The sequence below is a fragment of the Streptococcus sp. 1449 genome, from assembly GCF_013276805.1.
In the GTDB taxonomy this organism is placed as follows: Bacteria; Bacillota; Bacilli; order Lactobacillales; family Streptococcaceae; genus Streptococcus; species Streptococcus pseudopneumoniae.
Genome location: NZ_VMLS01000015.1, coordinates 15,781 through 28,916, shown reverse-complemented (window position 1 = coordinate 28,916; position 13,136 = coordinate 15,781). Strand labels below are relative to the sequence as shown.

General features: G+C 39.7%; 7 protein-coding genes and 4 pseudogenes. 2 read left to right on the top strand and 9 right to left on the bottom strand.

All coding sequences use genetic code 11. The features are described 5' to 3' along the window. Positions 1–88: 88 nt before the first annotated feature. Positions 89–1,312 carry a peptidase T gene (pepT, locus tag HT687_RS04530; protein WP_023935952.1) on the top strand — a complete coding sequence of 408 codons (1,224 nt, stop codon included), beginning with the start codon at positions 89–91 and terminating at the stop codon, positions 1,310–1,312. Between the two features lie 77 nt (positions 1,313–1,389). Here pepT and HT687_RS04525 read toward each other — a convergent pair. Continuing rightward, positions 1,390–2,001 (bottom strand): annotated as a pseudogene (locus HT687_RS04525) (HIT family hydrolase); the annotation flags it as partial. Here HT687_RS04525 and HT687_RS12190 point away from each other — a divergent pair. Next, a pseudogene (locus HT687_RS12190) lies at positions 1,999–2,163 on the top strand (IS110 family transposase); the annotation flags it as partial. The pseudogenes HT687_RS04525 and HT687_RS12190 overlap by 3 nt on opposite strands. Positions 2,164–2,452: 289 nt before the next feature. Here the strand turns inward: HT687_RS12190 and HT687_RS04515 are convergent. From HT687_RS04515 to HT687_RS04480, 8 genes and pseudogenes are all read right to left on the bottom strand, one after another. Then, a pseudogene (locus HT687_RS04515) lies at positions 2,453–3,868 on the bottom strand (pneumococcal-type histidine triad protein); the annotation flags it as partial. A gap of 319 nt (positions 3,869–4,187) precedes the next feature. Further along, the gene (locus tag HT687_RS04510) at positions 4,188–7,277 is read right to left on the bottom strand and encodes a pneumococcal-type histidine triad protein (RefSeq protein ID WP_000700358.1); all 3,090 of its coding nucleotides are present in this window, start codon (positions 7,275–7,277) and stop codon (positions 4,188–4,190) included. 7 nt (positions 7,278–7,284) lie between these two features. Beyond that, positions 7,285–8,202, bottom strand: a complete 918-nt coding sequence (gene adcAII, locus HT687_RS04505) for a zinc-binding lipoprotein AdcAII (RefSeq protein ID WP_000744536.1) — start codon at positions 8,200–8,202, stop codon at positions 7,285–7,287. A 142-nt stretch (positions 8,203–8,344) separates the two neighbouring features. Beyond that, a complete protein-coding gene (locus tag HT687_RS04500; protein ID WP_001020307.1) occupies positions 8,345–9,736 on the bottom strand; it encodes an amino acid permease in 1,392 nt (463 codons plus the stop codon). A 123-nt stretch (positions 9,737–9,859) separates the two neighbouring features. Continuing rightward, on the bottom strand, positions 9,860–10,417 hold the full coding sequence (gene sdbB, locus HT687_RS04495; RefSeq protein WP_000757366.1) for a thiol-disulfide oxidoreductase-associated lipoprotein SdbB: 558 nt from the start codon (positions 10,415–10,417) through the stop codon (positions 9,860–9,862). 11 nt (positions 10,418–10,428) lie between these two features. Then, on the bottom strand, positions 10,429–11,136 hold the full coding sequence (gene ccdA2 / locus HT687_RS04490; RefSeq protein ID WP_014017248.1) for a thiol-disulfide oxidoreductase-associated membrane protein CcdA2: 708 nt from the start codon (positions 11,134–11,136) through the stop codon (positions 10,429–10,431). A 230-nt stretch (positions 11,137–11,366) separates the two neighbouring features. Beyond that, positions 11,367–11,783, bottom strand: coding sequence for a transmembrane domain-containing protein (locus HT687_RS04485; RefSeq protein ID WP_025170644.1), 417 nt, complete (start codon positions 11,781–11,783; stop codon positions 11,367–11,369). A gap of 27 nt (positions 11,784–11,810) precedes the next feature. Beyond that, positions 11,811–12,008 (bottom strand): annotated as a pseudogene (locus HT687_RS04480) (hypothetical protein); the annotation flags it as partial. Positions 12,009–13,136 lie beyond the last annotated feature (1,128 nt).

The following is a 13,136-nucleotide window of genomic DNA, read 5'->3' as shown; positions in this document are numbered from 1 at the left end:
AACATAGCAGATTGCCCTAACTTCTGTCTTTTGTTTTTCTCTTCTTTCTATGATACAATGGAAAAAATGAATTCAAAAGGAGTTTTTTATGACTTATCCAAATCTCTTGGACCGCTTCTTGACCTACGTTAAGGTCAACACGCGCTCTGATGAACACTCTACTACTACTCCAAGTACACAGAGTCAGGTTGACTTCGCAACCAATGTTCTTATCCCTGAAATGAAACGTGTTGGACTTCAAAACGTCTACTACCTTCCAAATGGTTTTGCTATTGGAACCTTGCCAGCCAACGATCCGTCTTTAACACGTAAAATTGGCTTTATATCTCACATGGATACTGCTGACTTTAATGCCGAAGGAGTCAATCCACAGGTAATTGAAAACTACGATGGTGGTGTGATTGAACTAGGGAATTCTGGTTTCAAACTCGATCCAGCTGACTTCAAGAGTCTTGAGAAATATCCAGGACAAACGCTCATCACAACCGATGGAACAACCTTGCTAGGGGCTGATGACAAGTCAGGAATTGCTGAAATTATGACTGCCATTGAATATCTGACTGCTCACCCTGAAATCAAGCACTGTGAGATTCGTGTTGGTTTTGGCCCAGATGAGGAAATCGGTGTTGGTGCCAATAAATTTGATGCAGAAGATTTTGATGTGGATTTTGCCTACACTGTTGATGGTGGCCCACTAGGTGAGCTTCAGTACGAGACCTTCTCAGCAGCTGGGGCTGAATTGCATTTCCAAGGCCGTAATGTCCACCCTGGTACTGCCAAAGGGCAAATGGTCAACGCCCTTCAGCTAGCAATTGATTTTCATAATCAACTTCCAGAAAATGACCGACCTGAGTTAACGGATGGTTACCAAGGGTTCTACCATCTTATGGATGTGACTGGTAGTGTCGAGGAGGCGAGTTCTAGCTACATTATTCGTGATTTTGAAAAAGATGCCTTTGAAGCGCGTAAAGCAGCTATGCAGTCTATCGCTGATAAGATGAATCAAGAACTTGGGAGCGACCGTATCACCCTCAATTTGACAGATCAGTACTATAATATGAAAGAAGTCATTGAAAAAGATATGACTCCAATTACCATTGCTAAAGCCGTTATGGAAGATCTGGGTATCACTCCTATTATCGAACCAATCCGTGGAGGGACAGACGGCTCTAAGATTTCCTTTATGGGAATCCCAACCCCTAATATCTTTGCTGGTGGCGAGAATATGCACGGTCGTTTCGAATACGTTAGCCTTCAGACTATGGAACGTGCAGTTGATACCATCATTGGTATCGTAGCTTATAAAGGCTAAAAAGACGAGGTAGCTCAGCTACTTCGCCTTTCTGTTTATTCTGCTGGTTTTTCTTAGTTTCCAGTACTTGTTGCAGATTATGCTGTTTCATTTTCTGAAGTTGATTCAGCAGGTTTAGAATCTCTTGCGTTGCTCGGTTTGTTTTCGTCGCTAGCAGTTTCACTGTTAGATTCCGTAGCTGTTGATGTTTCTGTTTCGGTACTTGTCTTATCACCATTTGCTTCAGCATTTCTTGCTGGACTTGTTTCTTCACTTGCGCTAGCTTTTGACTGGATTTGGTGATTCAAAACTAGAATAGCTTTTGTCAATTCAAGTAAAGCTGCTTTGTCTTTACTCTTAGCAGAAAGTTGATCTAGTAATGCATCCACTTTATCAAAGTCCGCATCAGATCCATTATTACTTTCTAAATAAGAGTGAAGCGATATGAGAATATCGTAGAGTTTTTGATAGAGTACAAGTGTCTGAGGATCTTGCTCTGCATTTTCCTTTTCTTGTTGAAGGGCACTAGCGATACGAGTCAATACATCTTTTACCTGGCTGTTTACTTCATCCAAGTCTGCATCAGCCTTGTTTGTAGCAGCTTTGAGATTTTCTACTTCTTCTGCCAAGGATTGTCTGATTCCTTCTTCTTGGATTTGCTCCAAGAGTTGATTTGCCTTGTTCAAAAGACTTTCTACTTCTTCCTTGCTATCTGTCGCAGATTATTGGTTGCTATCTACCATGTACTCCTAAAACAGGAGAGTTATAATCCAAGATTACAAGGCCTTACAGAAATAAGAAATCCAGATAAGACAATGTTCGTCCAAGACGCTATTCGCTTCGCACAGCAGCACGGATTCAATATGCTTTAATTTTAAAGTTTAGGTGTCAAGACCTCTTTTTAGTGTGCCCAAAATTTAGAGAAGTAATCAATCAACTAACTTTTATTTTTTTCAAACTTTCAGTAAACTGTCCTAAGGCTAACTCAATCTGTCTTTGTTTGATTGGATCCTCTTTATAGACGTTTCGACTTTCAGCAAGAAGTTGATCTACTTTTGCTAAAACTGTTTTCTCATCAAAGGCCCCAGGCTGATAGTTGGATTTCAGGGCTGGAATCTTGTTTTTCAAGGCTACTTCATATCCCTTAGTTTGCACCTTGATGTAGTGATTGTGGTCTCCGTAACTCATGACAAAACCTGATTCATCTTCAGCAATAATACGATTGGCATCAAAGCCGTGTCCACCTTCTTCATGTTCCTCATGTGAAACACTAGGATTGGCTGCAAGAGACGGCGAAGGTGCTACTAGACCATTGTTTGGAAGAGTCGGTTGCCCAATTACGGTCGATTTTGGAATGTAATGGAAATGATCACCATGTCTTACAATATAAGCTGTTGCTGTTTCCTCGACAATATCTTTAGGATTAAAGATATAACCATCAGATGTTGAAGAGATAGGCTTATTTGTAAGTAATGAGGCATGATTCAAAGTAGATGGACTACTTGAAAGACTTCCTAGACTAGACGCTGCTTCATGAGGTTTTTCATTTGTAGAGACCGTAGAACCAGTTCCGCCTATAGGCACCATTCTAGCAATCTTTTCTTCTAAAGGAGAGAGTTTGCTGTAAGGAATAAAGTGATAATGGTCGCCATGCGGAATCGCAACTCCATTTGGCGTACGACTGATAATCTTAGCAGGGTCAAAAACCAGACCGTCTGATTCACTGTAACGTTGGTCACTAGGTGAATCGTAGAGTTCTTTCAATAGACTTTGGAGATTTTCAGCTTTGCTTTCTGGCTTGCTAGTTGATTCTTTCTCTATAGCTTGATTAGTATTATCACTAGCTGTTGAAGAATAGCTTAGCTGACTTGGTTGCGTATTTTTGCCAGCTAAATGAGCTTTTGCTGCTGCTAATTCACTAGCAGACAAATCACTTTTTGGAATGTAGTGATAGTGACCTCCGTGAGGAACGATATAAGCATCACCCGTATCTTCGATAATATCAGCTGGATTAAAGACATAATCATCATCTGTCGTATAACGTCCCTGAGACCTTGCTACAGCGACATCTGAGCTGACCTTCTCATTATCTTTGACATGTTCTTGTTTTTGACGATTGATTTCATCTTTGGTTCGAACATTATCAGCATGAGCTGCATCTTTCAGGTAGACATAATATTTTCCATCGACCTTGATGATATAGCCACCCTTGACCTCATTAACAATATCAGCGTCTTTAAGTTGATAGTTTGGATCCTTCATCAAGAGTTCTTCACTAAAGAGGGCATCATAAGGAACTTTCCCATTATAGTAATGATAGTGGTCACCGTGTGACGTTACATAGCCCTGATCTGTAATTTTGATGACAATTTGCTCAGCCTGAATTCCTTCTTTCTGGCTAACCTGATCTGGTGTCAAGTTTTCACTTTTCTGACTTGACTGACTGCCATCCACATAAGAGACACGATTATTGTCCTTATTTTCCTGCGAACGATGCTGGTTTTGTCCATAGGCACATAGACTCAAGGATACGATAACAGCTGATCCAGCTGCTATATATTTTTTACTGAATTTCATAAATCCCTCATTTCAATAAATGATGAAACTTTTTCTTAACTTCTTTTTTCTCGGTTAAACAATTTTTCTAAACCGCTTATTTAACCATTTAATTAACCAGTAAATAGTTTACTATTTAAAATTATAGAGAAATGAAATAAGAATAGGACAAATTAATCAGGACAGTCAAATCAATTTCTAACAATATTTTAGAAGTCAAGGTGTACTATTCTAGATTCAATCTATTATACTTCTGTCAAGTTTCTGTTACTTTCTTCTAAAAAAGAGAAGCAACACGAAAGGTTACTTCTCCATAAAATATGCTTCATTCTTTTTACTACTATATAGGAGTCGGTTGACTCTCTTTTAACAAAGCCAAGAGCCTATCTAATTCTGCTGAAATAGTGTTACTGTCTTTCGTTCCGAAAAGAAGACTGCTGTTTAGACCAGACAATGTCTCCATAGCATTTTGGCGAGTACGAGAATCTGTTACTTTTTCTAGCAAGGTCTCCGCCTCTGCTATCTTAACGTCAATAACAGAACGCTCTACTTGTGGAACTTCATCCTCATCTGTAGTATCTTCAGCTTCTTCCTCTGTCTCTTCCGCATCAGTGCTTGGTCTATAAAGATTATCTGCTGAAGGATTTAAACCAGCGTGATTCTCTTTTTCATCAGATTCAGAATGAGTTGGCTCACTTACTTCATCATGTTCCTTATCTTCATCAGGTTTACCGTTTTGGTCTGCCTTATTTTTACGAACATGGTCGCTAGCATTACCCCAACCATTATCTGAATGAGGACGTTGGTCAGGATGTTCAACGTAGTATTTCACTGTCGCAAATAAATCTTCTAAGGTATAGCCTTCAGGAGCTGAGTAAAGTCCTTCATCAAACCATGCAAACTTAAGGTTATGATAGTGATCAAAGTGAGGAATTATAAAGTGACCATTTTGTACAGCTACAGTATACTGTAAATGATTCGGTATTTTTTCTAATGGTACCTTTTTCTCAGCTTTTACGCGGTTATAGATAGCTTCTGTCCCTGTTGCCTCTGGTTTTGCTTCTGTTGCTTCAGTAGAATTTGGAGCTTGTAAGCCTTTTTCTTTAGCATAAGCCTGAGCTGCTGCTCTTTCAGCTTCAGATAAGCTGTCTTTTTTAATCCAGTGGCTATGGTTCAAGTGTGGAGTGACGTAGGCATTTCCTTCATCACTTTCAATATCATGCTCATCAAAGATATAGCCATCCTCTGTTGTATATTTACCTGCTAATTTCGCTAATTTAATTTCATCGTCTGTATAGGCAATTTGAGCATTTGGTTTGCCAAGTCGCTCTGGATGGGTAATTGGTGCTAGGAATGCCAATAAATCATCTACCAATTTTACTTTATTAGAAGATTCATCATTCAAGCGCTCTGCTAATTTGTCTAAAGTTTGGAAATCAGAAACGCGACCTTTATTTTCAGACAAGGCTTTATGAGCCTGGGTTAACAGATTGTAGGCTTTATCATAAAATTCTTGGTCACGAGAAGCGACATTTTCTTTTTTAGCAACTAGAGCATGTGTCTCTTGAGTTTTCTTAGACAAGAGATTTTCAATAGCATCAATCTTATCCTTAGCCAAGTCTTTAGCAAAAACATAGTGACTGACACCAGCAATTTCCACAACATATCCTTCCCCAACTTTTCTAACAACCTGTTCTACTGTAAAATCAGTTTGTTTTTTCTCAGTTGATGGTTGAGCTTGCGGTTTTGGTGCTGGTTTCAAATAATTCATTCCCGGCAAGACTGCACCATTTTGTCCCTTAATAGCTATCATACGAGCCAATTTTTCTTCCAAAGGTGACATTTGTGAATAAGGGATAAAGTGATAATGGTCTCCGTGCGGTACAGCAACACCATTAGCTGTACGATTTGTTATTTGTGCCGGGTCAAATACTAGTCCATCCGATTCTACATGGCGTTCTGATAAGGGTTTAGCATACAATTCACGTAAAAGGCTTGGAATGTCTTCCCCTTGATTTTGATGATAAGTTGGAGTGACAGTCAAATTGTGGTTCTCTGACAAGCTTGGTTGAGCTGGATTTGCATTATGACTAGAACTTGAAGAAGGACGAGACCCCTGCTTCCCATTCCAATAGGCTTGGGCTGCAGCCAATTCTCCTGCAGACAAATCACTCTTAGGAATATAGTGAAAATGATTTCCATGCGGTACAACAAAAGCGTCACCTGTATCTTCAATCACATCTGTTGGACTAAAGACATACCCATCATCCGTTGTATAGGCTCCTCCAGTTGCTCTATTCGGTGCCTGCGTATTGAGATTAAAGTTTGCTTTAATGGCTGAACTTGGTTTCGCAGGACTGCTTGGTTTCGTATTATCAGAATGCTTTTGAACTGGCTGACCTCCAATTGGTAGATTTCGAGCCAATTTTTCTTCCAAGGCAGACATTTGCGAATAAGGAATGAAATGGAAATGATCTCCGTGAGGTACTGCCACACCATTTGCAGTACGTTTTGTAATCTGTGCTGGGTCAAATACTAATCCATCAGACTCCACATGACGTTGGCTAAGTGGCAAAGCGTACAATTCTTGAAGGAGACTAGCTAAATCCTCATTTTGACTCTCAGGAGTTGTTGTAAGATTTTGAGGAGTTTCAGATGGACTCGTTCTCACACTAGATCTTGTTTCTCCCCTGCTAGAACGATATTCAACCGTACTTAATTGACCGCCTTTTCCAGATAAGAAGGCTTGGGCAGCAGCTAATTCACTGGCAGACAAATCACTCTTAGGAATATAGTGGAAGTGATTGCCATGAGGAACAATATAGGCATCGCCTGTATCTTCAATGATATCAGAGGCATTAAAGATATAACCATCATCCGTTGTATAACGTCCTTGGGCTCTGGCTGCAACTACCGCCTGATTGTTTGAACCGCCACCGTGATTACTACTATGTTCCTGCTTCTGACGTTTAATCTCTTCTTTTGTCCGAATATTATCCGCATGGGCCGCATCTTTAAGGTAAACATAGTATTTACCGTTTACCTTAATGACATAACCACCCTTGATTTCATTGACAATGTCTGAATCCTTCAACTGATAATTCGAATCTTTCATGAGGAGCTCTTCACTGATGATGGCATCATAAGGAACCTTGCCATTATAGTAATGATAATGGTCTCCATGAGAAGTCACATAACCTTGATCCGTAATCTTGATAACAATTTGTTCAGCATTGATTCCCTCTCTCTTACTGACTTCATCTGGTGTTAAGTTCTCTGCCTTTTGACCAGCCTGATTACCATCTATATAAGCAACTCGATTAGACTCTTTCTTAGCCTGACCAGCTTGGTAACGACCAAGTTCATAGGAACAAACACTTAGGGCAAGAACTGCCACTGAACCTGCTAGATATTTTTTATTGATTTTCATTTTTTCCTCACTTTAATTCTTCTGCTAGAACACTTATATTTTCTTCAAGATTTTCTAAATAGGTCTTGTCATTTTGTGGGTCTGCCTCTAAAGGATTCAGAGTTTTAAGACCTACACCTGTTGATTTGACAAGAGTTTCAGCTACTTTTGAAGAAGCGTTACTTTCTGTAAAAATCGTTTTAACCTTATAGGTTTTAACAAATTCCTGAATTTCTGTTAGTTGTCTTGGACTTGGTTCTTGTTCCGGAGAGATACCTGCAATACCAAGTTGATTGAGTCCAAATCGCTTAGCTAAATAAGAAAAGGCTGTATGTTGTGTTACAAATGTTTTCTGAGTCGCTTTTTCAAATTTAGGCTGGAATTTCTTAGTCAATTCTTGAGCTTTTTTGATAAAGGCTTGCGCATTTTTTTGGTAAGTTTCTTTATGCTCACTATCCGCCTCCGAAAGCTTATCAGCGATAATCTGAGCTTCTTCGCCAGCTTTTTCAGGATCTAGCCAAGTGTGAGGGTCATAGAGCGTTTTTTCATCAACTCCATCCCCTGCTTCTACATCTTCTAGCCCTGGGACGCGGTCTAAAGTCATTCCCTCTGAAGCCTCTAAAACCTTCACTTTGGATTTTTTTAGATTGGGATCTAAACTTCCTGCCCAAGATTCGAGCGTATGTGAATGGTAAACAAAGACATCTGCATCATAGATGGCTGCGATATCATTTGCCGAAGGTTCAAAGGAGTGAATCCCACTACTTGACTGAATCATCCGAACATCATTCAAGTCACCAGATACTTCCTTAACCATAGCATAGATAGGATAAAAACTGGTCACAATTTTCATCCCCTTTCCTGTCTGACTTTCCTTTTGACTACAGGCTCCTAGCAATAAAAGAAAGACACTTAACAAGACTAAAAATAAATTTTGTTTCTTCATGAACAACTCCTTAACTGTTTAATTAACTAGTAAACATTCTACTCCTAAAAACTTAATCTGTCAAGATATTTTTAGAAAAAATTTGAAATTTCTTTCACATATAAAAATCTGCTGAGTTTCAACAACTCAACAGACTTTTACTTTATTCTTCTATGGTAGAATGCTTATAGCCATAAGTGAAGTAAATAATACTTCCTACTAACAAGGCAACTAGGAAAGCAATCCAAGTTTCCATATTATACTGTAACATAAAGGATAAACAAATGATGATTGATAAAATCGGTAACAGGGGTACCAAGGGTGTTTTAAATTCCCCAGCTTTTGGCATCCCTTTTTCTTTCCGTAAGCGAATCAGGCCGTAAGCCAGCATGATTAAGTAGGCCAAGGTACAAATGTTTAAGAAGGCTGCAATACTAGCTAGCGGGAAGATTCCTGCTGCTACTGCTGAAGCTAGACCTGTTAAAATAGTAGCATTCTTTGGTACCTTGCTAGTCTTCGTTAGTTCTTTAAAGGCGGCAGGCATTAAGCCATCGCGCGCTAAACTGTAAATCATACGCGATAGGGCATAGGTCATCGAGATACAAACTGTAATCAAGGTCAAGATAGCCACTAATGACACATAGTTGGCTGCCCAACTGATCCCAACGCTACGAAGGGCAAAGGCAACGGCATCATTGACATTTAAATGACTATAGTGAACCACACCAGTCAAAACAAGCGTCACCAAGGCATAGAGAATGGTTACGATAGAAAGCGATAAGACAATCCCTCTAGGAATATTTTTTTGAGGAGTCTTGACCTCATCTACAGCCATAGAGATGGATTCAAATCCCAAAAAACCGAAGAACATCAAGGAGGCACCAGCCATAATACCAGTACTAGCACCATAGATTTGTCCAAAACCATAAGGAGCAAAATTACTCCAATTATCAAGTTTGATATGCCAAATTCCTACTAAAACAAAGAGAGCTAAAGCCGAGAATTTCAAAATAACTAGAATAGAATTAAAGCGTAAGGCTGCTTTAGCATTGAGTAAAACAAGCGAGGTCACCAAGACCAAGACAAGAATAGGCAATAAATCAACAAATGTCCCTGCTTGAGGATTAAAGGTACCATTTAAAGGCTGAGGAAGGGCTATCCCGTATTGAGAGAGCAAGCCTTTAAAATAAGCTGCCCAACCCGAAGCTACGCCTGATATGGCTGTCATGAACTCCATCATGGTTAACCAACCAGCCAACCAGGCTGGGAATTCTCCTAAAATAGCATAGAGATAACTGTAGGCACCACCTGTAGCAGGTACTCGTGAAGCAAATTCTGCAAAAAAGAGGGCTGATAATCCCACACACAAGGCAGAAATGACGATTGAAATCACTAGGGCTGGACCAGCAAGTGTGGCAGCTGCAGTACCTGTAATTGTAAAGATGCCTGTCCCTACCATGGCTCCGATACCCAGCAAAATCAAATCCCATAACTTCAAATGCCTGTGCATCTCCGTTTTATCCAAACTTACATTCTTTGTTCTAAATATATTCATATTTCTTCTCCAAATAAAATGATGATTCTATTTTACCATAAATATAGGAGATTTGTGACTATTTATAAAATATTTTTCTAAAAAAAAATCTGACTACATCTTGTAATCAGATTTTTATCGATTCTAGTTCATTTCTTTAAATGCTGCTTCTGCATCCGCATTACTGATAGCACCAAATTGAATCTTTCCAATCTTTCCTTGACTATCAATTAGGTATTCTGTAGGAATGCTTCGAATTTGATAAGCTTGGAAGGTTGTTGCTTTAGTATCATAAAGAACTGGGATATCTTTATATCCTTGTTCTTGGAACCATTGTGGGAATTGATTAACAGTTTTTTCACCTTGAATTCCTGGTGCAATGACAGTAAGAATTTCAAAATCGCGATCTGGTTTTGCAGCTAATTCCATCAACTCAGGCATACTTTTCTTACATGGACCACACCAGGAAGCCCAAAACTTCAAGTAAACCTTTTTACCCTTAAAATCAGATAACTTGACTTCTTTACCATCCATGGATTGCAAGGTGAAGTCTGGAGCATCTTTCCCAACAGCAATTTGCTGTACAGGCGTTTCTTGTTTTGGCTGTTGTGGGGCTTGAGTTTTTTTAGTTTCTTCCTCACCACAGGCTATCAATACAACTAATGACAAGAGACTTAAGCCAGCAAACATTACTTTTTTCATCATTTTCTCCTTTATTCAAAAATTCCAGCTAGAACATTTACTTGTCCTAATAGTAACAAAATTCCCATTAAAATAATGAGGAAACCACCAATTTTCTTCATTAGCATCATATGACGTTTGATTTTACTAAAATAAGGCATGACTAGACCTGAAGCTAGAGCCAAGACCAAGAAAGGAAGAGCCATCCCCAGAGTGTAAATAAGAGTATAGATAGCACCTTGCCAAGCTCCATTGCCTCCAGAAGCCGCAAGCGCTAAAACAGAACTTAAAACTGGACCAATACAAGGCGTCCAACCAAAGCTAAAGGTAATACCGAGTAAAAAGGCTGACCAATAACGATTGGCTTCTGATTTCTTAAAAGTAAAGCTTTTTTGAACCTCTAATTTCTTAAAATGAAAAATTTCCATCTGGTGAAGTCCCAAAATGATAATAATTGTTCCCATAACATATCGAAACCAATTTGCATAGAGAATATGACCAAAGTAACCAGCACCAAAGCCTAGAATAAAGAAAATGAGTGAAATACCTGCGATAAAGCAAAGTGTTCGAATCAAGCCTGACCAGAGAACCTTTCTCCCAAATAAAGAAAAGCTTTTTGCGCTTTCCTGATCATCCAATAAAATCCCAGCATAGACTGGCAGAAGAGGAAAAATACAGGGAGAAAAGAAGGACAAGACCCCTGCTAAAAAAACGGAAATTGAAAATACTATCGTTTCCAATAAAGAACCAACTTTCTTAAGATTTCTAATCCTATTTTACTATATTCAATTTCATTTGTATGCTTTCTGCTACGCAAAATCGTATCGGGCACTACTGGACCAATCTTTTCTTTTGCTAGTCAAGGCGGATCTTATCCCCCAAAATAGCCAAAAAGCAACGACAAGGGTTACTCGTCGCTGCTTTTGTGAACGAAAATGTCTTTTAGATCTGACATTTCATAAATCAAGTTTTACTTGAGTTTGGCAAGGATTACTTTAAGCTCCTCTACTAGTTTAGCTTCTGTCTCTGCTGAGCCATTTTCCTCTTTCACGAAATCAAGGGTTTCTTGGAGAAGGTTTTGGGCTTTAGCAAGGACTTTTTTATCTACTTTTTCTGCATCTAGCTGTCCAAGAACTTTTGTCAATTCCGTGCTTAATTGCTGGATTTCTGACTCTTTCTTACGGCGAACCAACCAGAAGGCAATCACACCTAGAAGGGCGAGTAGACCGACTACAATCACTCCTGCTGGAACTGAGTTTGTTTCAGTCATCTTATCTGAATCCTTACTATCTTCCGTTCCTTGTTTGGCATCTTTCTTGTCCTGTGCAGGCTTGCTGTCGCTAGCATTTGCTTTCACATCTTTGAGAGAGTCCAAGGCAGCCTTCACAGACTCTACTGCAGTACGTAGACCTTGCTCTGTCAAGGCACTATCTTCCAGAGCTTTTTGAGCATCTAGGAGGACCGCCTTGGCTGCATCGATTTTCGGATTAGATACTGTTGCCAAAGCTTTCAAGCGTTGGTCTAACTCTTGAGTCAAGGCACGAAGTTCAGACTTGTCAACTTGCTCTTGAGCTGGAGCTTGCGTGCTCGTTGAGCTAACTGAAGGACTTGCTGCCGCTCTAGGTGCTTGAGTCGGAGCTGGAGCAGGACTTGCAGGTTGACCCGAAGCAGTTGGTTGAGACGGTTGTGGAGCTGGCTCAGATGGAGCTGTTGGAGTCTCAGTAGCTCCTTGGTCTGGCTGAGTAGGAGTAGATGGTTGCGATGTTACGTTATACGAATCGGGAATTGGATAATATCGTTTTGATGGCAAGCTGACTGGTGTTGAAGAAGCACTAACTTCACTATTACCATGTTTAGCTGTCGCACTTACTTGAGTTCCTGCACTAGCCGCATTATGGGAAATTGTAACAACACCACTTACTCCATCAATGCTGACACCTGATTTTGTTGGTGTTAGGCTCCAGCTTGACCCTGATTTCGTAGCTACAACTTTGTCGCTTCCAATGCTAATTTCTACATGGTCTGCATTCGCACTTGGTGTTACCGTTACATTGGCATTCGCTTCGCTAGAGGCAACTGTTGGTTTTTCAGGTGTTGCTTCTTTAGCTACTGGTGCTGTCGCTCTTCTTTCATCACTAAACCAGGAACCACGTTCTCGTGGATTACCATCGTTTACGTTATTATTTACTTCGATAACAGTGAGTGCTCTAAATTTATCTGTTCCTATCTTATTAACTCCAGACTTATAATCAGACTGGGTAATAGTAATTTGGCGTGCAGAACCATCCCCATCATTATTAGGAGATATATCTTTAGAGGCAAGTATATTATAACCTTCCGGATAAGCTAATCCATCCGTACTCCCTCCATAATTAGAAATATCCGAACCTCCGGTTACCAAATATACTTTCATCTTTGCGCCATTAGGTAATTTAGGAACATAAGGAATTGTCACATCAATATTAGGTTTTTCATTAGCTTTACCTGCTAAGCTCGGGACACTTGCATCTGTACTATCATTTGGTGTATTAATAGTCGGCTTCTGAAAAGGGAGATAGTATCCAAATTGTGTCGTCTGACTACCGCTTGAAGTAGTTACTGTTACATTCAATAAATACTGACCCCTGCGCGGAGTAATTCCGTCGAAAGTCAAAGATGCTTCACTCCCATTGACAGAAGATTCGACCTTTAACCCCATGTTTTCATGACCAGTTACAGATATGCTAGTAATTTTCTCATG

Bases quoted from the DNA above. Each gene is read 5' to 3' on its own strand.
- pepT (WP_023935952.1), top strand. From the start codon at position 89: ATGACTTATCCAAATCTCTTGGACCGCTTCTTGACCTACGTTAAGGTC.
- HT687_RS04510 (WP_000700358.1), bottom strand. From the start codon at position 7,277: ATGAAAATCAATAAAAAATATCTAGCAGGTTCAGTGGCAGTTCTTGCC.
- adcAII (WP_000744536.1), bottom strand. From the start codon at position 8,202: ATGAAGAAACAAAATTTATTTTTAGTCTTGTTAAGTGTCTTTCTTTTA.
- HT687_RS04500 (WP_001020307.1), bottom strand. From the start codon at position 9,736: ATGAATATATTTAGAACAAAGAATGTAAGTTTGGATAAAACGGAGATG.
- sdbB (WP_000757366.1), bottom strand. From the start codon at position 10,417: ATGAAAAAAGTAATGTTTGCTGGCTTAAGTCTCTTGTCATTAGTTGTA.